Source organism: Dongia sp. (genome assembly GCF_041918875.1).
Lineage (GTDB): Bacteria > Pseudomonadota > Alphaproteobacteria > Dongiales > Dongiaceae > Dongia.
Genome location: NZ_JAYRUV010000009.1, coordinates 69,846 through 91,752 on the forward strand (window position 1 = coordinate 69,846; position 21,907 = coordinate 91,752).

At 63.0% G+C, this 21,907-nt stretch carries 24 protein-coding genes and 1 tRNA gene; 19 read left to right on the forward strand and 6 right to left on the reverse strand.

Annotated elements, in window-relative coordinates; translation table 11 throughout:
- Positions 1 to 5 precede the first annotated feature (5 nt).
- The 8 genes from ACE3TY_RS11235 to ACE3TY_RS11270 are packed head-to-tail and all read left to right on the forward strand — an operon-like array spanning position 6 to position 10,209.
- Entirely contained in the window at positions 6 to 5,168 is a 5,163-nt protein-coding gene (locus ACE3TY_RS11235) for a tape measure protein (protein WP_374653247.1), read from the forward strand.
- Positions 5,169 to 5,185: 17 nt separating this feature from the next.
- Complete coding sequence (locus ACE3TY_RS11240; RefSeq protein WP_374653124.1) at positions 5,186 to 6,697, forward strand: hypothetical protein; 1,512 nt, start codon at positions 5,186 to 5,188, stop codon at positions 6,695 to 6,697.
- A gap of 3 nt (positions 6,698 to 6,700) precedes the next feature.
- On the forward strand, positions 6,701 to 7,243 hold the full coding sequence (locus ACE3TY_RS11245; protein WP_374653125.1) for a hypothetical protein: 543 nt from the start codon (positions 6,701 to 6,703) through the stop codon (positions 7,241 to 7,243).
- 36 nt (positions 7,244 to 7,279) lie between these two features.
- Positions 7,280 to 7,402 (forward strand): hypothetical protein, encoded by a 123-nt coding sequence (locus ACE3TY_RS11250; protein WP_374653126.1) that lies wholly within the window; start codon positions 7,280 to 7,282, stop codon positions 7,400 to 7,402.
- On the forward strand, positions 7,402 to 8,976 hold the full coding sequence (locus ACE3TY_RS11255; protein WP_374653127.1) for a hypothetical protein: 1,575 nt from the start codon (positions 7,402 to 7,404) through the stop codon (positions 8,974 to 8,976). Before ACE3TY_RS11250 ends, ACE3TY_RS11255 begins: the two co-directional genes overlap by 1 nt.
- Before the next feature lie 9 nt (positions 8,977 to 8,985).
- Entirely contained in the window at positions 8,986 to 9,783 is a 798-nt protein-coding gene (locus ACE3TY_RS11260; RefSeq protein ID WP_374653128.1) for a hypothetical protein, read from the forward strand.
- Entirely contained in the window at positions 9,783 to 10,031 is a 249-nt protein-coding gene (locus ACE3TY_RS11265) for a hypothetical protein (RefSeq protein ID WP_374653129.1), read from the forward strand. The genes ACE3TY_RS11260 and ACE3TY_RS11265 overlap by 1 nt, the downstream gene beginning before the upstream one ends.
- Before the next feature lies 1 nt (position 10,032).
- Positions 10,033 to 10,209: a hypothetical protein gene (locus ACE3TY_RS11270; RefSeq protein ID WP_374653130.1), complete on the forward strand. Its 177-nt coding sequence runs from the start codon at positions 10,033 to 10,035 to the stop codon at positions 10,207 to 10,209.
- Between the two features lie 49 nt (positions 10,210 to 10,258).
- On the opposite strand, the gene ACE3TY_RS11275 is transcribed toward ACE3TY_RS11270, so the two are convergent.
- Positions 10,259 to 10,873 carry a hypothetical protein gene (locus ACE3TY_RS11275; RefSeq protein WP_374653131.1) on the reverse strand — a complete coding sequence of 205 codons (615 nt, stop codon included), beginning with the start codon at positions 10,871 to 10,873 and terminating at the stop codon, positions 10,259 to 10,261.
- A 141-nt stretch (positions 10,874 to 11,014) separates the two neighbouring features.
- On the opposite strand from ACE3TY_RS11275, the gene ACE3TY_RS11280 reads away from it, so the two are divergent.
- Genes ACE3TY_RS11280 through ACE3TY_RS11290 form a run of 3 tightly spaced genes read left to right on the forward strand, consistent with a single transcriptional unit; the run spans position 11,015 to position 12,824 of the window.
- Positions 11,015 to 11,830 carry a DNA adenine methylase gene (locus ACE3TY_RS11280; protein ID WP_374653132.1) on the forward strand — a complete coding sequence of 272 codons (816 nt, stop codon included), beginning with the start codon at positions 11,015 to 11,017 and terminating at the stop codon, positions 11,828 to 11,830.
- Positions 11,823 to 12,311, forward strand: coding sequence for a thermonuclease family protein (locus tag ACE3TY_RS11285; protein ID WP_374653133.1), 489 nt, complete (start codon positions 11,823 to 11,825; stop codon positions 12,309 to 12,311). The genes ACE3TY_RS11280 and ACE3TY_RS11285 overlap by 8 nt, the downstream gene beginning before the upstream one ends.
- Positions 12,312 to 12,359: 48 nt before the next feature.
- Positions 12,360 to 12,824 carry a hypothetical protein gene (locus tag ACE3TY_RS11290; protein WP_374653134.1) on the forward strand — a complete coding sequence of 155 codons (465 nt, stop codon included), beginning with the start codon at positions 12,360 to 12,362 and terminating at the stop codon, positions 12,822 to 12,824.
- Positions 12,825 to 12,986: 162 nt separating this feature from the next.
- Here ACE3TY_RS11290 and ACE3TY_RS11295 read toward each other — a convergent pair.
- Positions 12,987 to 13,061, reverse strand: a tRNA-Gly gene (locus ACE3TY_RS11295).
- A gap of 246 nt (positions 13,062 to 13,307) precedes the next feature.
- On the opposite strand from ACE3TY_RS11295, the gene ACE3TY_RS11300 reads away from it, so the two are divergent.
- From ACE3TY_RS11300 to ACE3TY_RS11320, 5 genes are all read left to right on the forward strand, one after another.
- Entirely contained in the window at positions 13,308 to 13,868 is a 561-nt protein-coding gene (locus ACE3TY_RS11300) for a prolyl-tRNA synthetase associated domain-containing protein (protein WP_374653135.1), read from the forward strand.
- 122 nt (positions 13,869 to 13,990) lie between these two features.
- A complete protein-coding gene (trxA, locus tag ACE3TY_RS11305) occupies positions 13,991 to 14,917 on the forward strand; it encodes a thioredoxin (protein WP_374653136.1) in 927 nt (308 codons plus the stop codon).
- 24 nt (positions 14,918 to 14,941) lie between these two features.
- Complete coding sequence (locus ACE3TY_RS11310) at positions 14,942 to 15,640, forward strand: LON peptidase substrate-binding domain-containing protein (RefSeq protein ID WP_374653137.1); 699 nt, start codon at positions 14,942 to 14,944, stop codon at positions 15,638 to 15,640.
- Between the two features lie 13 nt (positions 15,641 to 15,653).
- The gene (locus ACE3TY_RS11315; RefSeq protein WP_374653138.1) at positions 15,654 to 15,848 is read left to right on the forward strand and encodes a Trm112 family protein; all 195 of its coding nucleotides are present in this window, start codon (positions 15,654 to 15,656) and stop codon (positions 15,846 to 15,848) included.
- Positions 15,845 to 16,291 carry a gamma-butyrobetaine hydroxylase-like domain-containing protein gene (locus ACE3TY_RS11320; RefSeq protein ID WP_374653139.1) on the forward strand — a complete coding sequence of 149 codons (447 nt, stop codon included), beginning with the start codon at positions 15,845 to 15,847 and terminating at the stop codon, positions 16,289 to 16,291. The genes ACE3TY_RS11315 and ACE3TY_RS11320 overlap by 4 nt, the downstream gene beginning before the upstream one ends.
- On the opposite strand, the gene ACE3TY_RS11325 is transcribed toward ACE3TY_RS11320, so the two are convergent.
- Together ACE3TY_RS11325 and ACE3TY_RS11330 are read right to left on the reverse strand one after the other, a co-directional pair.
- The gene (locus ACE3TY_RS11325; protein WP_374653140.1) at positions 16,288 to 16,632 is read right to left on the reverse strand and encodes an antibiotic biosynthesis monooxygenase; all 345 of its coding nucleotides are present in this window, start codon (positions 16,630 to 16,632) and stop codon (positions 16,288 to 16,290) included. The genes ACE3TY_RS11320 and ACE3TY_RS11325 overlap by 4 nt on opposite strands.
- Positions 16,629 to 16,970: an NIPSNAP family protein gene (locus ACE3TY_RS11330; protein WP_374653141.1), complete on the reverse strand. Its 342-nt coding sequence runs from the start codon at positions 16,968 to 16,970 to the stop codon at positions 16,629 to 16,631. The genes ACE3TY_RS11325 and ACE3TY_RS11330 overlap by 4 nt, the downstream gene beginning before the upstream one ends.
- A gap of 116 nt (positions 16,971 to 17,086) precedes the next feature.
- Between ACE3TY_RS11330 and ACE3TY_RS11335 the strand changes: the two genes are divergently transcribed.
- The 3 genes from ACE3TY_RS11335 (at position 17,087) to ACE3TY_RS11345 (ending at position 19,041) form a co-directional block, all read left to right on the forward strand.
- Positions 17,087 to 17,851, forward strand: a complete 765-nt coding sequence (locus ACE3TY_RS11335) for an SDR family NAD(P)-dependent oxidoreductase (RefSeq protein ID WP_374653142.1) — start codon at positions 17,087 to 17,089, stop codon at positions 17,849 to 17,851.
- Positions 17,852 to 17,962: 111 nt separating this feature from the next.
- Positions 17,963 to 18,376 carry a RusA family crossover junction endodeoxyribonuclease gene (locus ACE3TY_RS11340; protein ID WP_374653143.1) on the forward strand — a complete coding sequence of 138 codons (414 nt, stop codon included), beginning with the start codon at positions 17,963 to 17,965 and terminating at the stop codon, positions 18,374 to 18,376.
- Positions 18,376 to 19,041 (forward strand): hypothetical protein, encoded by a 666-nt coding sequence (locus ACE3TY_RS11345; RefSeq protein WP_374653144.1) that lies wholly within the window; start codon positions 18,376 to 18,378, stop codon positions 19,039 to 19,041. The genes ACE3TY_RS11340 and ACE3TY_RS11345 overlap by 1 nt, the downstream gene beginning before the upstream one ends.
- A gap of 21 nt (positions 19,042 to 19,062) precedes the next feature.
- Here ACE3TY_RS11345 and der read toward each other — a convergent pair whose 3' ends face one another.
- Positions 19,063 to 20,487, reverse strand: coding sequence for a ribosome biogenesis GTPase Der (gene der / locus ACE3TY_RS11350; protein WP_374653145.1), 1,425 nt, complete (start codon positions 20,485 to 20,487; stop codon positions 19,063 to 19,065).
- Between the two features lie 53 nt (positions 20,488 to 20,540).
- Positions 20,541 to 21,899 carry a PQQ-binding-like beta-propeller repeat protein gene (locus tag ACE3TY_RS11355; protein ID WP_374653146.1) on the reverse strand — a complete coding sequence of 453 codons (1,359 nt, stop codon included), beginning with the start codon at positions 21,897 to 21,899 and terminating at the stop codon, positions 20,541 to 20,543.
- Positions 21,900 to 21,907: the final 8 nt, after the last annotated feature.

Sequence of the window (21,907 nt, forward strand, 5' to 3'; positions counted from 1 at the left end):
ACGATATGCGGGTTGCCCTCGTTCTTACCTCGGATGCCAGCGGTCTTAAAACTGGCATCAGAGAGGCGAGCGGCGAGGTCAAGCGGTTCTCCGAAAGCGTCGAGCAGACGGCGCGGGCAACGGGTCGCGCCCGCGATGCCGTCGGCCGCTTCACGGCCGGTGCCGGTGCCGCGCGGGCAAGCGCCGCTGGGATCGCCACCGCTGCCGGTGGTGCAGCCCGCGAGGTTGATCGCCTCACCGGTTCGACCCAGCGGGCGACCGGCGCAACCACCAGTATGGTGTCACAGCTTCGCAGCATGGTGGCGGCGATCGGCGGCGTGCTCGTCGTTCGGCAAATCATTCAATGGGCTGACGCCTGGAAATTGACTGAAGGCCGGTTGAGCCTAGTCACCAAGTCGACGCTGGAGCTGAAGGCCGTCCAGCAGCAATTGTTCGAGGTTTCCCAACGCACCGGGCAGGCCTTCGGCAGCACTGCCACGCTCTATAGCCGGCTGGCACAGTCCACGACGCAGCTCGGCGTCAGCCAGCGGCAGCTCCTCGCCATCACCGAGACGATCAATCAGGCGTTTGTGGTTTCCGGCGCCGGTGCTGCTGAAGCCCAGGCCGCGATCGTTCAGCTCAGCCAGGCGATTGCCTCCGGCGTTCTGCGCGGCGACGAATTCAATTCCGTCATGGAACAAGCACCGCGCCTGTCGCAGGCTCTCTCCGATAGCCTAGGCAAGACCAGGGGCGAATTGCGCACAATGGCCGAGCAGGGCCAACTCACGGTTCAGATGATCTTGAAAGCGCTCACCGAGGAAGCGCCGAAGATCGGTCAGGAATTCGCGAAGATGCCGCTGACGGTCGGCCGCGCGATGACCCAGCTCGGGAATTCCCTGCAGCGCCTGGTCGGCCTCGCCGATAGTGCTTCAGGCAGTTCCGCAGTGATCGCAGAAGCAATTGCCGGCCTTGCCCGAAAATTGAGCGAGCCGCAGGTCGTGGCCGCTGTGGCGAATTTTGCCGAGGTCTTAACCAAGGGGCTGACGCTGGCGATCGACGCCGCCGTCGCCGTGTCGGATCATCTTGAACTGATTGGCTCTGCGGTGGCCGGCCTGGTTGCCTTCAATATCGCGGGCTGGTTGAACGGCGCCATTCTCGGCATGAGGGCCCTGGCACTCGAAAGCCTGGCCTTTGTTGCGACACCGTTTGGAGCCGCGCTGGTCGCGATCGGCCTGATAACAGCGGCAGTGTCCTACCTCTGGATGGAGAATGCGGAAGCATCGCGCCAGGAGAAAGCACTCGCCGATGCCATGAAGACGACGGAGGACGCTCGTCGTCTGTCGGCGGCCCAGGTCAAGAACCTGACGGAGATGGAGCGCCAGCTCACCGTCGAGAAACTAAAAGATGCCGCGGCGACCCAGCAACAGGCGGTCGCCGAACTCGAATTGCGTCGCGTTAGCCAATATGCCGATCTTGCAAAGGCGGTGAAGCACAATCAGGATTATCAGGATCTTGGCATCGGCGCACGGGATACATCGAACGATGCCGACTCGCCCATTCGGACTGCCCGAGCAGAAATTGCCAAGATCGACGAGGAGATCGCCGGCCTTAAGACCACCATAATGGGCACGGGGGAAACGATCTGGCGCATTCTAAATGGCGCGCCAGAGGTGGTGGGTGGCTCAGGAAGCAGTTCTGACACTGGTCTCGCCGACAAAATCAAGAAGGCGCGCAAAGAGATCGAGGCTCTCCAGCAGACAGTCATCGACCTGTCGGCCCAGAAGATCTCGCTCGACAAGGGCGGCGCTGACGGTCTCAGCATCACGCAGGATGCCCAGAAAGCCCGCGACATGCTGCTCTCCTTCGGGGATGCGGCGAAACTTGGGACGGATGATCTCGCCGCCCTGGAGACGGCCGCCGGCGCCACCGTCGAGCAGATCGCCAACTGGCTTTCCGAGCAGCGCACCCTCAACGACGCGATCGCCGAAAACCTCGATCTGCTGCAGAAGCAGGCCGATGCGCCCGAGACCTTTGCCAAGTATATCGAGGATCTGAAACAACAGAACGCCGAGCTGAAGCTTGAGGTCTCCGGCCGAAAGAACCTCATTCCATTATTGCAGGCGGAGGCGCGGCTAAAAGCGGATATGGGTGGAAAGGAGCTGACCAGCGACCAGCGGCAGCAGCTCACGGCACTGCTCGACGAGCAGAACAAGCTCAATGCCGCCATTGATCGCCAGAAAGATATTACCGACGCCGCGAAGAAGTCGGCCGAGATGATGCAGGAGCCGTTCAAAAACGCCCTGCGCGGGATCCAGCAGGCCTGGACCGATATGTTCCGCAAAGTCCTCGATGGCAACATGAAGTCGTTCAAGGATTTCGGCCGGTCGCTGCTCGGGGTCTTCAAACAACTCGCGGCCGAAATCGCCACCCTCCTGGTCTTCCGCCCAATCGTCGGCGGCGTTCTCAGCAATCTCGGCATGGGCGACCTCAGCAACCAGCTCGGGCTCGGCAGCGGCAATGGCGGCGCCAACACCGGTGGCAGCGGAGGAAGCATCCTCAGCGGCAGCTTGAGCAGCGGGCAATGGAATACTGGCATCGGATCGATGCTATTTGGCAGCGCGGGCACAACCCTTGGTGCACTCGGTAAGGGTGGCGGTGGCGTGTCGAGCCAGATTGCGCCAGGAACGGCGACATCCGGCCTATTTGGAACGGGCGGCGGTCAGCTTAGCGGTGCGCTCAATAGCCCGATCGGCGGCGGCATCTTCTCCGGCCTAGTGGCCGGCGCCACGACCTACGCGTCTGGTGGCAACGCCGCCGAAAGCATCGGCGCAGGCGTCGGCGGCATGGTTGGCGGCATCGCCGGCTCATATTTTGGACCGGTGGGCACCATGATCGGCAGCACCATCGGCAGCATCGCCGGCAAGATGCTGGGTGGTCTGTTCGGCAAGAAGCCGAAGTGGAAGAAGCAGAAGAGCGTGGCCGGCGCCGTCCTGGGCTTTGGCGACAACGGTCTGCTCGGCGTCGACAGCAGCTTTGCCTATACCAAGGGCAAGGGCATGAAGGCCGACAACCAGGCGGGTGGCAAGCTTGGCGATGCCATGTCGGATGCCTTCAACGACTTCTTCCTGGATATCGGCGCGCAATTTGACCCGAGCGCCCAGGCGCAGGTCCAGGAGGTCTATCAGGCCAAGGTCAAGGGCAAGAAGAAGAAGGGCGAAAAGCACTACTTCTATGGCAGCTTTGCCGATCAATATATCGGCACGTCGGAAACGGCCGAGCAATTCGTGCCGCAGTTCCTCAGCGGGTCGCTTGCCGTTGCTGCCGAGAAAGGCCTGGTGACCGGCGTTTCGGAAACCATTCTCACCATCTTCAAGAACGTCTTCAAAGACAATAACAACATGGGCATCCAGGACAGCGACGAGCTGACCCGGATGGTCGAGTTCGGCAAGTTCTATGATCGGGTCGACGAGGTGCGGACACCGGCGATCGCCGCCGCAGATGCGCTGACCGATCTCAAGAAGGCATTGTCGACTGCCAAATCGACGGCCGAGGAATTCGGGCTCTCGGTCGACCATGTCACAGAGGTCTTTCAAGCAAACTTCCTCGACCAGGTCGATGCTGAGCTGCTGCAGATCAAGGATCCCCAGGCCTATGCCCTGGCGGAGCTGGACAAGGAATATGCGGCGCGCAAGGCCGTCGCCATCGAACTGGGCGTCGACCTCACCAAGGTCGAAGAGCTTTATGCGCTGAAGCGCAAGGAGGTGGTCGAGGCTGGCCTCAACCAGATGCAGGATCAGTTCCGCGATTTCTTCGATGAGCTGACCCTGGGTGATCTCGCCGCCAACAACCCGACCCAGAAGTTCGCCCAGGCGCAGGGCCGCTTCAATGACGTCGTGGCGGCCAACGACAATGCACATTTCGTCGAGGCCGCGCGCGACTATCTGCAGGTGGCCCAAGGCTATTACGGCGCCAATGCGGCCTATGCCAAGATCTATGACCAGGTTCTGGAGCTGACGCGGAAGCTCGGCAACATCCAGGGTTTCGCCAATGGCGGTGTCGCCAGTGGCATCTCACTGGTTGGTGAGCGCGGGCCGGAGCTGATCAATGCCGGCATGCCATCCATGGTCATCAATCCGCGCATGGCGGCCGAGCTGCTCAATCGGTACCACCGCTTTGACGACACGCAACTCGTCCATATCAACGACAACGAAGCCCGGATGCTTGCCCGAGCTGGCGGCTCGAACACCATCAATCCTTGGACAGGACTTCGCGAGTTCGGGTACGGGTCCGATACGCCTGGCGGACGCAATGAAGGTGCCGGCGGGAAGCCCGACAAGGACAAGTCCGATGGTGGCGGCGACGGACATGGCGGCAAAGCCGGCGGGGGCGATAAGGACAAGGGCGGCGGCACCAAAGGTCCGTCGACGCAGGATCTCGCCAAGGCTTACAAGGAATATGCCGACAGCCTGAAGCAGGCTGGCATGTCGAACCTCTCCGGTCCTCCGGGTTACGGCAAATCGGTTCATGAGTGGAACGAGCGCCCTTGGTACGAGAAGTTGTTCGACTTCGTCGCCGGCCCGTTCGTCGACTTCGAGCGGCCGACCACCACAGTGCCCGCATCCTACGAGGACGGAACCTATCACTGGTCATTCGACCCGATGGGCGTGCTTGGCGGCATCCTCGGCGGCCTTGCCTTTCCTGGCGGCGGTATTCTCGGCAGCATCGGCGGCTCATGGGTCGGCGACCAGCTCGGCATCGGTAACGTCTATCCCGGTAGCTTGGGGAGTTTAGGCGGCTCAGCCGGTGGTACGTCGGGCGGCACCGGTAGCCTCTCCGAGCATGAAGGTGGCGGTGGCCTGCAGGGCCTGCTGGCGCGCGTGACCTCGGCCTCCATGTCGACCACCAGCGCCAATGACAACAAGGTATCCGATATCAACGCGCGCCTGGCTGCGGTGCTCGGTCTCGGCAGCGGCACGGCCGGCCTCACGGGTGGCAGCTCGACCACGGAGACGCTGCGGCTGCTCACCGAGATCCGCGACATCAATGCCGAGGGCCTCGATCAACTCAACGCGACCTTCGCGGAGCGGTTTGAAGAACTCACCAGCGAGACGCGGCGCGACCGCATCGCCAGCCAGAACAGCGCCACCCACCAGAGCTGGAGCGGCAAAGTCGCCGCCGGCCGCAAATGACTTCCGGGAGCTAATCGATGATCCGCAACAACGTACAGCAGAACACGAATACGGCCGGCGCCGGCACCTACACGCTTTCCGGTCTGGTCACCACCAAGGGCGTCGTGCCGTTCGCTACCGCCTGTGTCAGCGGCAAAAAATACCGCTACAAGGTTGAGGCCATCAACGGCACCGATTTCGAGATCAATGAAGGCACCTTCACCAGTCCGTCAACGCTGACCCGTGATCGACTGATCCAATCCTCGACCGGCGGGCCGATCGCCTGGCCGGATGCATCGGCCAAAGTGGTGAGCCTGGTCGCCCTGGCAGAGGATTTTGGCCCTGAAGGCGGCCGGCACAGCTATCTTATCGGCGGCGGTACCGCCGCCGCCTATACCGGCAGCACCGATGTGCTGACGCCGGTCCTGGTCGCCGGCATGCGTGTGCGGGTCAAGATCCCGGCCACGAACAGCGGTGCCTGCACCTATAGCCACAATGGCCTCGGCGCCAAGGCGATCAAGAAGCGCGGTGTGACGCTCGATCCCGAGCCCGGCGAATTGCCGGCCGATCTCATCGCCGAGTTCGTCTATGAGGCCGTCGCCGATGTCTGGCAGGTGATGAACCCGGCCGTCTCCGGTTCGCTCGGCGTCAAGGTCGTGTCGGCGACCACCTATACGATCCTCGCTTCCGATATCGGCAAGCTGCTGGTCTTCACCAGCGCCACCGGTTGCGCCGTCACCTTGCCACAGGCGATTGGCGCCTTTGCCTCGCCCTGGTGGATCGAATGCCAGAATGCCGGCACCGGTAGCTTGGTGATCACGCCGACGACATCAACAATCGATGGCGCGGCTGCGTTGACGATCACGCCGAACTCTGGTGCCGAACTCCGCAGCGACAGCGCCAACTATCGCGCCCGCCGTGATGTGGCCGCCCAGGGCATTAACATGCCGGTCACCAACAAAGCCGTCACATACACGATGGTGGCCAACGACAAGGGCGCCGAGATCAATTTCACGGCGACGGGTGTCACCTTCAATCTGCTCGCAGCCGCAACCGTCGGCAATGGTGGCACCATTGCTGCGCGCAATTCTGCGGCGTCGGGCGACGTGACAATCGACCCCAACGGAGCTGAGACCTTGGACGGCCTGGCCACGCGCCTGTTGAGGCCGGGCGATTGGGTCTTGATGCGGAGTGATGGCACCAACTGGCAGACCATCGGCGGTTGGTACTCGTTCGAGAGCACCCAGCAAACACTCGCCCTCTCGACCGTGTTTACCACCGCCCATGGTCTTGGCGAAAAACCGAACTGGTATCAGGTCGTATTTCGCTGCACGACAGCAGACGCCAACTGGGCGGTGGGTGATGAGATCGATTACACGGCCGTTCAGTGGACCTATGGTGGCGCCATTCAAGCCGATGCCACGAATGTTCGATCCAGCGTTAACCAAACCTACTATCCCAGCATCGTGAACAAGACCACGGGTGCGGGTATCGCTCTCACCGCTGCGAATTGGAAACTGGTGCATCGCGCCAGGTGCACAAAGGGCTAGATCATGCAGAAATTCTATGTGGATGCCGAAGGCAAATGCGTCGGGAGTTATGACGGCCCGGCCGGCCAAAGCCCATTTGCTGGAACGCCCATCAACTCCGCACCGGCTGATGCCGACGGCCAGCGCTGGAGCGGCGGCTCCTGGGTATGGCGCATCGAGATCGCGCAGCAACGAAAGATCGCCGCGATCAAGCAACGCCTCGCTCAGGCCCTGCTCTCGGTGCCGTGTCCGCTCGCGGGCAACCGACCGGTCCAGCTCGACAAGGATAGCCAAGGCAATATCGGTGACGCGACGCAGCAGGCGACCGTCGTCAAGGCGAGTGCCGGTGCCGTCACCTGGCCGGCACGCATGGTGTCGCGTGGCTGGCGTCTGGCCGACAATTCCTGGTACCCGCTGGCCACACCCGACGACATGATCACACTCGGCCTTTGGGCAGCGCATGCGGTCGAGCTGCGCCGGGACATTGCCTGGTCGCATATCGACGCCGTGCGGGCCCTCAGCGATCCAGCGGCGGTCGAGGCCTATGATATCGAGACGGGGTGGTAAGCCGTGCTGGCCGGCGATCCCGTCGCATCACAGCCTGTGGCGACCACGACGGTGCCACCGGCCGTCACCGTGCCTGACTTCACGCAGATCCAAGGCGATGCGGCTGTCGATGTGGTGGCCCTTGCCATCCTGACGCCCTTTACCCAGGACGCCGCCTGATGTTGCTTGGTGCAGATCCTTTTGCCTTTTCACCTGTTGGCGGCGCCGGCATCCTGCCGACCGGCCTCGCTGGGCCGGCGCCGTTCTATTTCTCCGATCGCGGCTGGTCCGGCGAACCCAATGACACCATCTGGCCCAACCGCCATTTCGCCCCAAGGGTCGAACAGGCCCTGAACCTCTCGCGCTCAATTCCTGTCTCGCCGCTCGATCAGCAGCGCGTGGTGCCGATCGCCGGCAGCCTTTCCCTGCTCAATGCCGATGGCGGCCTCGATGCCATGGTCAGCGACATGGCGATCGATGGGCGCGAGGTCGAGATCCGCGTCGGCTCGCCGCTCTACGATGGCAGTCAGTTTGAAACCCTCTTCAAGGGCACGGCCGGTGGCTGGAATGTGGCCGACCAAGGCCGCATCGAACTCAACCTACGCGACCTGGTCTGGCCACTCGATCGGCCGATCCAGCCCAACCTCTATGGCGGCACCGGCGGCCTGGACGGGTCGGCCGATCTAGCCGGCACGCCGAAACCGCTCACCTTCGGCCGCGCCCGCAATGTGCCCTTGAAGCTGATCGACCCGGTCAATCTGATCTATCAGTTTCACGATGGCGCGGCCGGTGGCGTCACCGCCCTCTATGTCAAGGGCGCTGCCTGGACGCCCAGTGTCGATGTCGCCGACATCATGCTGGCAGCTCCTTCTGCCGGCTGCTTTGCCACACAGCTTTCCGGTGGCTATGTGCGACTTGGTTCATCGCCGGCTGGTGGCACCGTTACGGCTGACGTCATCGGCGACAACACCTGGGGCGTTGCCGCCATGACGACGGCCGCCATTGTCTATCGCATCCTGCGGCATCGGTTGGACCTCGCCGATGGGCTGATGGACAGCTCCAGTTTCATGGCGTTGAACCTGGCTTGGCCCGGCATCATCGGGCTTCATATCCCTTCCCAGGCGACCAGCGCTGTCCAGGTGCTGAACCGCTTGCTCGGGCCGGTGCTGGGGTTCCTCAACCATGGCCGTAATGGTCGCCTCCGTGTCGGCACGCTGGCTCTCTCCGCACTCAGCGGGCCGCTGGCCGCGACACCCAAGCTCACCCTCGACAGCAGGGACATCCTGGAGATAAGCCGCGTACCCCTGCCGGACACCATCAATCCGCCATTCTGGCGCGCGTCGATCGGCTGGGGCGTCAATTGGAATACGATGGCGGTCGAGGACATCGCCGGCAGCGTCTTCGACACCGAGCCCGACCGCTTCCAATTCCTGACCTCGCAGATCCGCTACACGCCCTGGGAAGACGCCGCCGTCATCGTGCGGCACCCGGAAGCCCAGGACATCTATGTGGACTCCCTCTTCGACGAGAAGCCGGATGCGGATCTGCTCGGTGCCACGATCGGCGCGTTCTATGGCGAGATGCGCACCATGGCGCGCCTGCGCTGCATGCAGCAGGGCTATCTGCTGGAAACGAACGATGTGATCCGCGTCGACAACCCGCGCTATGGGCTGGCGGGCGGGCGCTCGGTCGTCGTGGCCGGGGTTGATCTCGATCTGCAGACCCGCAGCAGCTCCGTCCTCATCATGTGGTGACCAGTCGTCATGGGAACAATCAACCTCTCCTGGGTCAATTACCTGAAGACCGCCACGCTCGCGGCCTCCTCGGAAGTGGGCGACCTGTCGGCTGGCAATCTGATGGTCGACCATCTGGTGACGGCGTGGCGCAGCGCGCCGGGTACCTCGGCTTATCTCACGGCCGATCTCGGCGCCGTCAAAGCCTGCCGCCTGGTCGGCATCTTCGGCAGTAACCTCACGCCGACTGCCACCTGGCGCATCCGTCTGTCGTCGAGCGCCGCCCATGCCGGCGATCTCTATGACAGCGGCACGGTGCTGATGAAGGCGACCGTCGTCAACATCATCAAGAAGCGTGACGTCTCGCAGGCCGCCCTCTATCTGCCGGCGGTGGTCAATGCCCGCTATGTGAAGATCGATTTAAGCGATGCCGGCGTGGCGGCCTTCAATTACATCCAGGCCGGCGCGGCGTGGGTTGGCGACGCCTGGCAGCCGACCTATGGCCGTTCCTGGGGTGCCGTGGATGGGATGCGGGACGACAAGGCGCCGAGCTATTCGGAAGGCGGCCAGAAATATTCAATCCGTGCCGACGTGCCGCGCATTCAGCAGTTTTCCCTCGACAACCTCACCGATGCGGAGCGCTACGGCCCGGTGGCACAGCTCGATCGCATCGCGCGTCGGATCGAGAACATCCTGGTCGTGCCCGATCCAGGCGGCACCTACCAGAATGACGACGTGGTCTTCGGGACGCTCACGACATTGGGTGGCGTCACCCGGCGCCAGGTCAATCTGCGGGCCCGCCGATATGAAGTCGAGGAGAGGCTGTGATGCGGATTTCCTGTGACCGCGCCGACGTTGATTTTCGTCCCGACGCATCTCGATATCTGGTCATGCTCGACGGCCATGTGCTGCCCCTATGCATCACGGCGGATAGCGATGCCGGCAAGGCCATCTGCTACGTCACCGGAAATGACGGGCAACCCGTCAAGAACCCGGTCGATCCGACCGAACTGCTTCGCGTCACCAAGCGGGGCAGGATCGAGATCGTCTTGCCAGCCGGCCAAGGGAGGGCATGACATGGCGCGCGTCACCATCACCATCACGGACAGCAAGCGCCGGCCAGGGAATGTCTCGACCAAGGTCGTGACGCATCTGGAGCCAGGTGAGCGCGCCGCCGGGCCAGCGCAGAAAGCCGCAGACGAGGTGCTGAAGGAACTTGGCATCAAGTTCTCGGCCGAGAAGGTGTTGCCGTGACCGTCGACCCGCACCCTTCATGTTTATCCCGACACCCCGCTTTGTGAATTCAAGCGTGAGGTATGGCGCGCCGAGCAGGCAACGGTTCTCCGAGGAGATTGGCCAAACCCAGGCAGGCTCTGTGGATGCAATTCCCGGCTTCCTGGAGTTGTCTTCGGTATATCAATACAAAGTCCTCGGTGACCGGCACGGCATCACCCGCATCAAGCATCATCTGGCTGTGGAGCTTCGCAAGGCCGACGCCCTGGTTAATGACCTTGGCCAGGTCGTTTGGAAAGTGGCGGTACTCCAACCAGGAGTCGTCAATATCGCGCGGAAGGCCAATGATAAAGGCACTTGGGTTCCTATATTGCGTCCCACTGGAAACTTGGTCGAAGTCGATGATGACGCGATCGACGTTGTCGCTCAGCAGAAGCATGGCCGGGAAAATGCGCCAGCCGACTGTGAGCGCGGCCTCCTGCTTATCCCGGACGGCAGTATCTTGGTCCATTGCTTTCTGAAAAACCGGGACGCCGATGGCGAGAATGATACCAAGCATCGCCGCGATGGTCTCGGGCTTGGCACCGATATCACTACCCTGTTGAATTGTGACAAGGGCCAAATCGAGCACGCCGAGGCCGGTCCATATCTTTCTGACTTGGAGGGATTTGAGCTTCGTGAACATGTCTGCCGTCCCAATTCTTTTTGGGCGGGGGTCAGGGCTGCGTCAACAGCCCGAACCGCGAGCTGTCACTCGCACAGCAACAACCGGCCGATTGAGGCCGTCCCGCCACCCCTGCAGGGGCGGGTTTGGAGTACCAGTTTCATGCGTCAAGAGTCGAGTCCGGCAACCGCCAACCAGGTCAATGTCAGGCCGGTGGCCCCCTATGTCGGCGGAAAGCGGGGTCTAGCGGCCGCCATCATCGCCCGCATTGCCAAGATCCCACACCATACCTATGCCGAACCCTTCATCGGCATGGGTGGCGTTTTCCTGCGGCGACCGACGGCCGCGAAGGCCGAATACATCAACGATTATAGCCGCGACGTGGCGACCTTCTTTAGGGTGCTGCAGCGGCACTATACCGCCTTCCTGGACATGCTGCGTTTCCAGCTCACCACGCGGGTCGAGTTCGAGCGGCTGATGGCCACCGATCCATCCACCCTCACCGATCTGGAGCGGGCTGCGCGGTTCCTCTATTTGCAGCGGACCAGTTTCGGTGGGAAGGTCGCCTCGCGGAATTTCGGCACCAGTCCGGGCAACCCGGCACGCTTCGATGTCAGCAAGGTCGTGCCGGCGCTGGAGGATCTCCATATCAGGCTAACGGCGGTGACGATCGAATGCCTGCCCTATGGCGAGTTCATCGACCGTTACGACCAACCGGGGACGCTCTTTTACCTCGACCCGCCCTATTGGGGCAGCGAGGGATATTATGGCAAAGACATGTTCGGGAAGGCGGATTTTGAACGGCTGGCGGACCAGCTCGCCGGCATCAAGGGGCGCTTTCTACTATCGATCAACGACGTGCCCCAGATCCGCCGGATCTTCGGGCGCTTCAAACAGCAGGCCGTGTCGACGACCTACACGGTGCGACAGACCGGGCCGGGCAAAAAGGCAAAGGAGTTGATCATCTCCAATGGCTAATCAGAAGGTGGCCCCTCTCTCGCTCTCCCTCATGCTGGTGGCGGCAGTCGCATTGGGCCTGCTGACGGTCGCCCAGGCATCGGCCGACGCGGCCGGGGTGGGAACCTACCGCTGGCCTGTGATCGAGGTGACGGACGGCGACACCATCAAGGTGGCGATCCCCGGCCTCCCGGCCGAGCTGAACCCGATCGGCGTGCGCCTCCGGGGCATCAACACTCCGGAGACCGGGGGCAAGGCGCAGTGCCAGAGCGAGCGCGATCTCGGCGCCAAGGCGAAGGCCGAGGCCAAGCGCCTGGTCGCGGCGGCCCTCCGGGCGGGCCAGCCGATCGAGTTCCGGGAGGTGAAGTGGGACAAGTACGGCGGTCGGGTGGACGCCCGCGTCTTGATCGGCGGCCAAGACATGGCCGGAACCCTGATCGGCAAGGGGCTGGGGCGCCCCTATGACGGCGGCAAGCGGGCTGGCTGGTGTGGCAGGGTCTAGAGGCCAGGTCGAGTCCGGAACGGCTGTGCGAGGCCCGAGAGGTTCTCTATGCTGGCCAGCGGCAATGACCAAATTGGGGTGGGCGAAATGGCACTGGAATACTTCTTCAAGGGATTGAGCGTTCTGGTCGTTCTGGCCGGAATATACAGCGCCTCGATCTCCTGGCCGGCCCCGGCGGGCGACCCGGTCGAGGTGGCCCAGTGCGAGACGGCTCGCCTGCAGGAGATGCTTAACCCAACGACGACCCTACCTCCCAGGACATGTGCCGGCTCGATGCCGCCAGAACTACGTCAGGCCCAGATGCGGTGGGCATTGGGTTTTGCCGGGGCGGCCCTCATCGGCGCCAGCTTCCTATTCTGGATGGGGGAGATGCTCTCCCATTCGCGAGGCACCAGAGACAAGCTCCGTGAGCTGGTCGACCTTGAATACAGCCGGCGGTCAGCCGAGGCCAAACGGCAGGCCGTGGGCGAGGCCGGCACACCGCCGGAACTTGCCCCCTTCAAGCACACTTAAATGGGGTCGGAACGTCCCTGGAACCCACTGTTTTCCGAGTGCTCCAGGATCAAGTGGCGACGGCTCCAGGATCAAGTGGCGCGCTACAAAGTAGGGGGCCAAAATGCAAAAGCGGCCCGCTGGGGGCCGTTCTTCGCGATCATCTTCTTTGAAAGTCCAAACTGGAGCGGGCGAAGGGATTCGAACCCTCGACCCCAACCTTGGCAAGGTTGTGCTCTACCCCTGAGCTACGCCCGCACTCCGTTTGGCAGCGGCGCCCGCCGAGGCTTGGCCTCACGAGCGCGGCGCATCATACGCATCGGCGGCGCATTTGCAAGTGGGCTTATTCTTTTTTCTGCGCAAAGGCTTAGCCAGGAATCGGCGGTTTGGCGGCTTGACGGAATCGGTCCCGCGCGGCGGCTTCCCGGCGGTCTCGCCATTGTCGCGGGCGCCGGGCCCGGCTATACCCGGCGGCGAGTTCGTTAACGAAGGTCCCAGAGCCCCATGCCCGCCGATACCGTACCCGATCACAGCGCCGCCCTCGTTGCCCAAGCCAACCTGCCGACCAGCCCCGACCAGCTTCTGGCGCGCCTGACCGAACTCGGCCTTGCCACTCGGACCACGGACCATGTCCCGGTCTTCACGGTGGAGGAGAGCCAGCAGGTCAGCCGCGACATGAGCGGCGGGCATATCAAGAACCTGTTCCTGCGCAACAAAAGGGAAGAGATGTGGCTGGTGACGGTCGAGGAGAATCGCCGCGTCGACCTGAAGAAGCTGGGCGAGAAGCTCACCGGCGAGACCGGCTCCAATGCCAAGCTGTCCTTCGGCTCGGCCGACCGGCTGATGACGTATCTCGGCGTCATCCCGGGGGCGGTGACGCCCTTCGCCGTCATCAACGACAAGGGCCGCAAGGTGAAGATGGTGCTGGACCGGCATCTGCTCGACTGCGATCCCGTGAACGCCCATCCGCTGGTCAATTTCAAGACCACCGCCATTTCGCCAGGGGACCTGCTGGCGTTCCTGGAGGCCGAGGGGCACAAACCGCAGCTGGTCGATTTCGACTAAGATCCGTGCCCGCCTAAGACCTTGGTCCGATTGGGAACAAGGCCAGTCCAGCGCGGTTGATTTGAACGCCGGAAAGGCCCATCTATAAGCCTTGAATCCGGATCATTTGGGAGTGTTTGAGAATGGACAATCTGATCGGCGCCGGCGCCACGAATGGCGCGGCCCCGGCCGACCTGGTGAAGGATGGCAGCCAGCAGACATTCAAGGCCGATGTCATCGACCCGTCGATGGAAGTGCCGGTGATCGTCGATTTCTGGGCGCCCTGGTGCGGCCCGTGCAAGCAGTTGGGCCCGCTGCTGGAAAAGGTGGTGAAGGAAGCGCGCGGCGCCGTGCGCATGGTCAAGATCAATGTCGACGAGAACCAGGCGCTGGCCGGCCAGCTGCGCATCCAGTCGATCCCGGCCGTGTTCGCCTTCTTCCAGGGACGCCCCGTCGATGCCTTCCAGGGAGCACAGCCTGAAGGCCAGCTCAAGGCCTTCGTGCAGCGCCTCTCGAAGCTCGGCGGCGAGCCCGGCCCCTCGCCCATCGACGAGGCGATCGAACACGCCGAAGCCGCGATCGAGACCGGCGACCATGCGACCGCGACCGAAATCTTCGGGCAGGTGCTGGAGCACGAACCCGGCCATGTGAAGGCGATCGGCGGCATGGTGCGCTGCCTCGTCGCCCTTGGCGAACTGGATCAGGCGGCCGAGTTCCTGGGCCAGGCGCCCAAGGACAAGCAGGGCGATCCCGCCATCGCCGCCGCCAAGGCGCAGCTCGACGTGGCGATGGCCGGCCAGAAGGCCGCGGGCCAGTCCGATGCGCTGCGCGCCCGGGTCGATGCCGATCCGAAGGATCACGAGGCGCGTATCGAACTTGCCCAGGCCCTGTTCGCCACCGGCGACAAGGAAGGGGCGATCGACCAGCTGCTGGAGAGCATCCGCATCAACCGCGCCCATAACGAGGAAGCGGCGAGGAAGCAGCTCGTGACCTTCTTCGAGGCGATGGGCCCGATGGATCCGCTGACCTTGAGCGCGCGCCGGCGGCTTTCCTCGCTGCTCTTTTCGTAACCTCACGGGAAAGGCAAGGCAGTCATGCGCTCCGGCCCCAGCCATCTTGGTCCCTTCGATCCGGGTTTCGCCGATCTGCCGGCGGAAATGCCGATCTTCCCGCTGACCAATGCCCTGCTGCTGCCGGGCGGCCGCCTGCCGCTCAACGTGTTCGAGAAGCGCTACCTCGCCATGGTGCGCGCGGCGCTCTCGACCCCGCAGCGCCTCATCGGCATGGTGCAGCCGGTCGAAGCCAATGCCGACCGGAACATGCAGGCCGATTTCGTGCCGGCCGTGCACAGGATCGGCTGCGCGGGCCGCATCGTCTCGTTCGAGGAGACGCCGGACGGGCGCTATCAACTCATCCTCTCCGGCCTCATCCGCTTTCGCATCAGGCAAGAGCTGCCGCTGGCCAAGGGCGGTTTCCGCCGCGTCTTGCCGGACTTCCAGCCTTTCGCCCATGACATGGCGGAGCATGAATTCCAGCTCGCGGACCGGCCGCGCTTCCTGGCCGTCCTGCAGGAATATCTGAAGACGCGCCAGGCGCGGCTCGACTGGAAGGGCATCGAGGAAGTGGCCGATGACGAACTGGTCGTCGCCATGGCGCAGATGTCACCGCTGGAGCCGGAGGAAAAACAGTCGCTGCTGGAATGCGCCGATCTCGACGCCGTGGTCGAAATGATGACGGCGATGTTCGAGGTGCACGGCGCCACCGCTTCCGGCGGCGAACACCGGCTGCACTGAAAGGACGCCGAGCATGGGCGACAACGATATTCTCATCGATCCGAAGCTGCTGGAAATCCTGGTCTGCCCGATCAGCAAGACGACGCTTGTCTACGACCGGCAGAGGCAGGAATTGATCAGCAAGGCCGCCGGGCTCGCTTATCCGATCCGCGACGGCATTCCGATCATGCTGGTCGACGAAGCGCGGCCGCTGGAGATCGATGAATGAGCGACACTCTCGGCACCGAGCATTGGCCGGTCGAGATCCGACATCGCCAGGCGGAGAAGCTGCTGGAGATCGAGTTCGACGACGGCAAGGTGTTTCAATATCCGGCCGAACTGCTGCGCGTCGAAAGCCCCTCGGCGGAAGTGAAGGGGCACGGACCGGGGCAGAAGACCATCGTGCCGGGCCGGCGCCATGTCGGTATCATGAAGATCGAGCCGGTCGGCCGCTACGCCATCCGCATCGATTTCGACGATATGCACGATACCGGCATCTATACGTGGCGCTATCTCTACGAACTGGGCCGCGACAAGGACAGGATCTGGCAAGGCTATCTCGACGCACTCGCCCAACATGGCCTCAGCCGCGACCCGCGCGCGGTGAAGGCGCCGGCTAAAGCCCATGATCGTGATGGCGGCTGCGGGTCGGGCGGCTGCGGCTGCCGCTAGCCGTGCAGCGCGCGGCTGTCGTCCGGCGCCTGTTCACGCTCGTCGAGGCCGTAATCGCGCAGGACCGATGCCACGCGCAGCCGGTATCCGGCAAAAAGGCCGTTGCGGCCGGCTTCCTGGGCGCGGCGGTGAACTTCCAGATTGCGCCAGGCGCGCACGGCCTCTTCGTCACGGAAGAAAGAGAGCGAGAGCATCCTGCCCGGATTGGCGATGCTCTGGAAACGCTCGACGGAAATGAAGCCGTCGATCTTTTCCAACTCGGGTCTCAGCCTCGCGGCGATATCGAGATAGGCGTCGCGATGCGCGGCCACGGGTTCGACTTCGAAGATGATGGCGATCATGGGGCGACGCTCCTGGGGGCCTGGTCTCTTGTGCCGGCGACGGGTTCCAAGAATGTCCGCTCCTCGCGCAGGATGAAACGCTTTTCCTGGGCGAGGGTGAAGTTCGCGCGCCCCGCTTCATCCGATTTCAACCGCGCGCGATAGGCCTCGTAAGCGGCAAGGTCGGGAAAGGAGATGAGCCCCCAGGCGATATCGCTGGTGCCCTCATGGGGCAGGAAGTAACCGATCAGATGCCCGCCGCAGGCCGGAATGATGCGGCCCCAATTCCCGGCATAGGCATGGAAGGCCTCTAGCTGGAAGGGATCGATCTGGTAGCGGATGAAAACGGTGACGGCCATGGATCAATCTCTCGAATTGTTCGCCCGCTTTTACCGCATGACGCGCGATCGATGCTTCGTCCCGCAGCGAAATGTGCCATGCTGCAGCCTGTCGAATTCAGCAGGGGGAGTGTTGCATGATCAGTGCCGATCTTTCCGGCAAGGTGGCGTTCGTCACGGGTGGTGCCTCGGGCATCGGCCTTGCCACGGTCGAGCGGCTCGCCGCCAACAAATGCAGGGTGGCGATCAACGATCTTGCCGCCAGCCCGCGCCTTGCCGCCGAGGTGGAGCGGCTGCGCGCCGCCGGTCGTGATGTCGCCGCTTTCCCGGGCGATGTCTCCAGCCAAGCCGACATGGATGCGGCAGTGGCGGCTGCGGTCGCACATTTCGGGCGGCTGGACTACCTGGTCAACAACGCCGGCACACCCGGCACGGCGGCGCCCATTCCCGTCGACGATTTTGCGCGCATGGACGAGGCGTTCTGGGCCAAGCTTGTCAGCATCAACCAGATCGGGCCCTATCGCTGCCTCAAGGCCGCGGCACCCCATCTCAAGGCAGCCAAGGGTGCGGTGGTCAATGTCGCCTCGACGGCGGGCCTCGGCTATGGCGGCTCGTCGAGTGTCTATGCTTCGACGAAAGCCGCCATCATCCTGCTCACCACCGAATGGTCCTACGCCATGGGCCCCGAGGTGCGCGTCAACGCCATCGCGCCCAATGTCGTCGACGGCTCCGGCTGGGACTGCAGATTCGATCCCGACCAATTGAAGAACTATGTGGCCAAACTGCCGCTGCAACGCGCCGGCACCCCGGCCGATTATGCCGAAACGATCTTCTATTTACTGGCAGGAGCCCCCTATATCACCGGCCAGACCATCGTCATGGACGGCGGCGGGGCGCGGTAAGGGGTTTGACAATTTTGGGGTATTTACGCCTCATAGTTGTTGTAACGAGGTGAAATTTCTTCTAAGTAGTTCTTGGTTTGTACTGTCGCCTTAAGTTTTGAGGAAATGAGCGTGGACATTACATTTCCTGTCGAGTTTGTCGTTGGCGGCACTGCTGTATCTCTGTCGGCCAAACGAAGAGAGTCTGTCGCTGAGTGGAAAGAGCGCATCAAAGCGGCTGGAAAGCGGGCTCTGCCAGAGGGATACTTTGCAAACGATGGCCCGTTGGCTGTGACGTTGTATTATTTTCCGGATGCTGAGATGCAGGGCGACATCGACAACATCGTTAAGCCCGTGCTCGATGCAATGAGCAGGGATATCTATGCCGATGATCGGCAGATCGAACGCGTCGTGGTGCAGAAGTTTGAGCCGGGTGGTATCTTCCGGTTCTCAGCTCCGTCGGACGCCTTGGAGCAAGCCCTGAATGGGGACAAGCCAGTGCTTTACGTCCGCTTGTCGGACAATCCATCAGAGGAATTAGTCTAATGGGTGTTGCCGCCGTGCGCGAAAGTGAAGTCCTCCAAAGTATTGTGGCAAGGCTTGAAGACGAAGGCTTTGAAGTTTTTCTGCAGCCGTCGTCGTTTGCGTTGCCGCCATTCCTGAAGAATTTCCGGCCCGATGCGATTGCGCGACGGGGCGACAAGAAGATTCTGATTGAGGTGCTCACCGGCAGGGAGCGCGATGAGCAGAGAGCGAACGAACTAAAGCGCCTTTTGCAAGATCAAGATGAGTGGGAGTTACGTGTCTTCTACGCACCACCTACATCTTCCAAGGTTGATCTCGACATTATGCCGACTGAAACGATTGAAGCGGAACTAGCGGAATTTAGAAATTTGGCTTCTGGTGGCGGCGCACCTTTCGCGACCTTAATGATGGGTTGGACTATTCTCGAAGCAATCGGCCGTTCTCTTCTCCCCGGGCGTCTAACCCGGCCTCAGGGCGTTACGCCGCTCATCTCCGCTCTTGCGTCAGAAGGCTATGTGACACCGACCGAAGCGGACCAACTCAGAGAGATCGGCCAGATAAGAAACCGCGCAGCTCACGGTGGACTCGATACGCGGATTGATCGGCAACATATTGAGGTATTGGCGAGAATTCTTATCGCCCTGGCGTCAATGTTGCCAGGTCATTCCTTGACACCGTCCAAGTGAAAAGCACTCGTTTCACACATATCAATCCCGGTCCGTGTCGTAGGGATTGTCCGTCCGCCGCATGACGATGCGGATCGGTGTGCCTGGGAGATCGAAGACGTCGCGCAAGCTTTTCACCAGATAGCGGTGATAGCTTTCCGGCAGATCGTCGGCCTTCGAGGCGAAGATGGCGAAGGTGGGCGGCCTGGTCTTGATCTGCGTCATGTAGCGGATCTTGATGCGCCTGCCGCTGACCAGGGGCGGCGGATGCTGGGCGGTCACTTCCGATAGCCAGCGGTTGAGCCTGGCAGTCGAGACGCGCTTGTTCCAGGTCACGTAGATGTCGAGCACCGCCTGCATCAGCTTGTCGAGGCCGCGCTCGGTCATGGCGCTCATGGTGATGACGGGAATGCCCTTGGCTTGGGGCAGCGACCAGTCGATGCGCTCATGCAGCTTCTTGATGGCGGCGTTCTTGTCCTCGACCGCGTCCCATTTGTTGGCGGCGATGATGAGGGCGCGGCCTTCCTCCACCACCTGCCTGGCGATGGTGAGGTCCTGCTTCTCCAGCATGTCGTTGCCGTCCAGCACCAGGACGACGACATGGGCGTACTGGATGGCGCGGCGCGTATCGGCGCCGGAAAGGCGCTCGAGCTTCTTCGTGACGCGCGAATGGCGCCTGAGACCCGCCGTGTCGATGAGGCGGATCGCCTGGCCCTTCCATGACCAGTCGATGGCGATGGAATCGCGCGTGATGCCGGCTTCCGGCCCGGTCAGCAGGCGGTCTTCGCCGAGAAGGGCATTGACCAGGGTGGATTTGCCGACATTCGGCCGGCCGACGATGGCCATCTGCAGATGCTTGGGCGCCGGCGGCGCCTCCACCAGATCTTCCTCGCCCGTATCCTCCTCGAGGTCGAGCGGGGCCACTTCCTCGAGATCGGCATCGAGATGGGCAGTGGATTTTTCGCCGGCCTTTCGAACCGCGAAGGGTTCCAGCGCGTCGTATAGATCGCTCAAGCCCTCGCCATGTTCGGCCGAGAGCGGCAGCGGCGTGCCGAGGCCCAGCGAGAAACCCTCGCGCGCGGCATCCGTCCCGGCGCGGCCTTCGGCCTTGTTCGCGACGAGGATGACGGGCTTCCTCGACTTGCGGATGAGGCGCGCGAAATGCTCGTCCATCGGTGTCACGCCAGCGCGGGCGTCGAAGACCAGCAGCGTCACATCTGCCTCGGCGATGGCGGCCTGCGTCTGCTGGCGCATGCGCCCTTCGAGACTGTCGTCGACCGCATCCTCGAGCCCCGCCGTGTCGATCACGGTGAAGCTGAGATCGCCCAGATGCGCTTCGCCATAGCGCCGGTCGCGCGTGACGCCCGGCGTATCGTCGACGATGGCGAGACGCTTGCGGATCAGACGGTTGAAGAGTGTCGACTTGCCCACATTGGGCCGGCCGACGATGGCGACGGTAAAGGACATCAGGTCAAGGGCCGATCAAAACGAGGCGCGGCGCAAATGCACCGCGCGCGGTATTATTTCAGGGCAATGAGGTCGGCATCGTCCGACAGCATGTACACCATTTCATTGGCGACGACCGGCGGCAGATGCGAGCGGTCGGGCAGTTCCTGCTTGCCCAGCAGCGCGCCCGTATAAGGCGAGATGGAAAGCGCCAGGCCGTTGGAACCGGTCACCAGCAGCCGATCGCCCACCAGCACAGGGCCGGACCAGTAGATCGGGTCTTCGCGATATTCCATGTCCTCGAAGGGCGGCAGGGGAGTGAGCCACTTGATCTTGCCGTCGTCGCGCGTGAGGCAGACGACTTCGCTCTGCGAGGTGACGAGATAGATGAAATCGCCGGCGGCCCAGGGCATCTGCGTGCCGCCCAGGTCCTTGTCCCAATAGCGCTCGCCGCGGCGCACGTCGATCGCCGCCATGACGCCGCCATTGCCGATGGCGATGACGCGGTCGCGGTCGATCACCGGCCGTCCGCGGATATCCGAAAGGGCCGCCACCGACGAGGTGCGGGCCTTGCCGGCGAGGCTGTCGGTCCACAGCGAGTTGCCGTTGACCACGTCGAAGGCCAGAAGCTCGCCCGACGTGTAGGCGGCGACGACGACATTGCCGAGCACCGCCGGCGTGGAGCCGCCGAGCAGACCCGCCGCCTCCTCGACGCCGGCATTGGACCACAAACGCCGCCCGTCATCGAGGGCGAAGGCCACGAGCTGGTTGTCGATGGTGGTGACGAAGACGCGCCCATCGCTCACCGTGGGGGCCGCGCGCATCGGCGCCGGAGCCTTGGCTTCCCAGATGAAGGCGCCGGTCTTGGCGTCGAGCGCATAAACCTTGGCATAAGGAGTGGTGACGAAAATCTTGCCTTCGGCCAAGGCCATGCCGCCGCCGAAGAGATCGTCATCCTCGTCCTCGGGCGTGAAATCGGCCTGCCAGACGCGGGCACCCGTATTGGCATCGAAGGCGCGCACCAGGGCTTCGGCGTCGAGCGTATAGACCATGCCGTCGGCCACGACCGGTTCGGCCAGCAGACGGTTGGTGGAATCGGCCGACGAGCCGATGTCGGCGGACCACACTTCGGTGAGTATGTCGGAGGTTGCCTGCAGGTGATACATGGCATGGGCCTGATTGCCGCCCACCTGCGCCCAGTCGCTGTTCACATAGGGTTTGGGCAGGCGCACGGCGATCTCGCCCAGGGTCGGGTCGGCCGCATTCTCGCTGCTCTGCTGCAGCACCGAGACGCGATCGCCCGGCAACGGCACCTTGTTGGGACCGCAGGCGCCGAGCATCGCCGTCGCCGCGAGGCTCGCAGCCAGCAACACGCCGGCGCGCTTGATCCGGTCAGTCCGCCGGTCGGTTCGGTTGCCAGTGGTCGCCATCATTCCCCCGA

Bases quoted from the DNA above. Each gene is read 5' to 3' on its own strand.
- ACE3TY_RS11235 (WP_374653247.1), top strand. From the start codon at position 6: ATGCGGGTTGCCCTCGTTCTTACCTCGGATGCCAGCGGTCTTAAAACT.
- ACE3TY_RS11240 (WP_374653124.1), top strand. From the start codon at position 5,186: ATGATCCGCAACAACGTACAGCAGAACACGAATACGGCCGGCGCCGGC.
- ACE3TY_RS11245 (WP_374653125.1), top strand. From the start codon at position 6,701: ATGCAGAAATTCTATGTGGATGCCGAAGGCAAATGCGTCGGGAGTTAT.
- ACE3TY_RS11255 (WP_374653127.1), top strand. From the start codon at position 7,402: ATGTTGCTTGGTGCAGATCCTTTTGCCTTTTCACCTGTTGGCGGCGCC.
- ACE3TY_RS11260 (WP_374653128.1), top strand. From the start codon at position 8,986: ATGGGAACAATCAACCTCTCCTGGGTCAATTACCTGAAGACCGCCACG.
- ACE3TY_RS11265 (WP_374653129.1), top strand. From the start codon at position 9,783: ATGCGGATTTCCTGTGACCGCGCCGACGTTGATTTTCGTCCCGACGCA.
- ACE3TY_RS11270 (WP_374653130.1), top strand. From the start codon at position 10,033: ATGGCGCGCGTCACCATCACCATCACGGACAGCAAGCGCCGGCCAGGG.
- ACE3TY_RS11275 (WP_374653131.1), bottom strand. From the start codon at position 10,873: ATGTTCACGAAGCTCAAATCCCTCCAAGTCAGAAAGATATGGACCGGC.
- ACE3TY_RS11280 (WP_374653132.1), top strand. From the start codon at position 11,015: ATGCGTCAAGAGTCGAGTCCGGCAACCGCCAACCAGGTCAATGTCAGG.
- ACE3TY_RS11285 (WP_374653133.1), top strand. From the start codon at position 11,823: ATGGCTAATCAGAAGGTGGCCCCTCTCTCGCTCTCCCTCATGCTGGTG.
- ACE3TY_RS11290 (WP_374653134.1), top strand. From the start codon at position 12,360: ATGCTGGCCAGCGGCAATGACCAAATTGGGGTGGGCGAAATGGCACTG.
- ACE3TY_RS11300 (WP_374653135.1), top strand. From the start codon at position 13,308: ATGCCCGCCGATACCGTACCCGATCACAGCGCCGCCCTCGTTGCCCAA.
- trxA (WP_374653136.1), top strand. From the start codon at position 13,991: ATGGACAATCTGATCGGCGCCGGCGCCACGAATGGCGCGGCCCCGGCC.
- ACE3TY_RS11310 (WP_374653137.1), top strand. From the start codon at position 14,942: ATGCGCTCCGGCCCCAGCCATCTTGGTCCCTTCGATCCGGGTTTCGCC.
- ACE3TY_RS11315 (WP_374653138.1), top strand. From the start codon at position 15,654: ATGGGCGACAACGATATTCTCATCGATCCGAAGCTGCTGGAAATCCTG.
- ACE3TY_RS11320 (WP_374653139.1), top strand. From the start codon at position 15,845: ATGAGCGACACTCTCGGCACCGAGCATTGGCCGGTCGAGATCCGACAT.
- ACE3TY_RS11325 (WP_374653140.1), bottom strand. From the start codon at position 16,632: ATGATCGCCATCATCTTCGAAGTCGAACCCGTGGCCGCGCATCGCGAC.
- ACE3TY_RS11330 (WP_374653141.1), bottom strand. From the start codon at position 16,970: ATGGCCGTCACCGTTTTCATCCGCTACCAGATCGATCCCTTCCAGCTA.
- ACE3TY_RS11335 (WP_374653142.1), top strand. From the start codon at position 17,087: ATGATCAGTGCCGATCTTTCCGGCAAGGTGGCGTTCGTCACGGGTGGT.
- ACE3TY_RS11345 (WP_374653144.1), top strand. From the start codon at position 18,376: ATGGGTGTTGCCGCCGTGCGCGAAAGTGAAGTCCTCCAAAGTATTGTG.
- der (WP_374653145.1), bottom strand. From the start codon at position 20,487: ATGTCCTTTACCGTCGCCATCGTCGGCCGGCCCAATGTGGGCAAGTCG.
- ACE3TY_RS11355 (WP_374653146.1), bottom strand. From the start codon at position 21,899: ATGATGGCGACCACTGGCAACCGAACCGACCGGCGGACTGACCGGATC.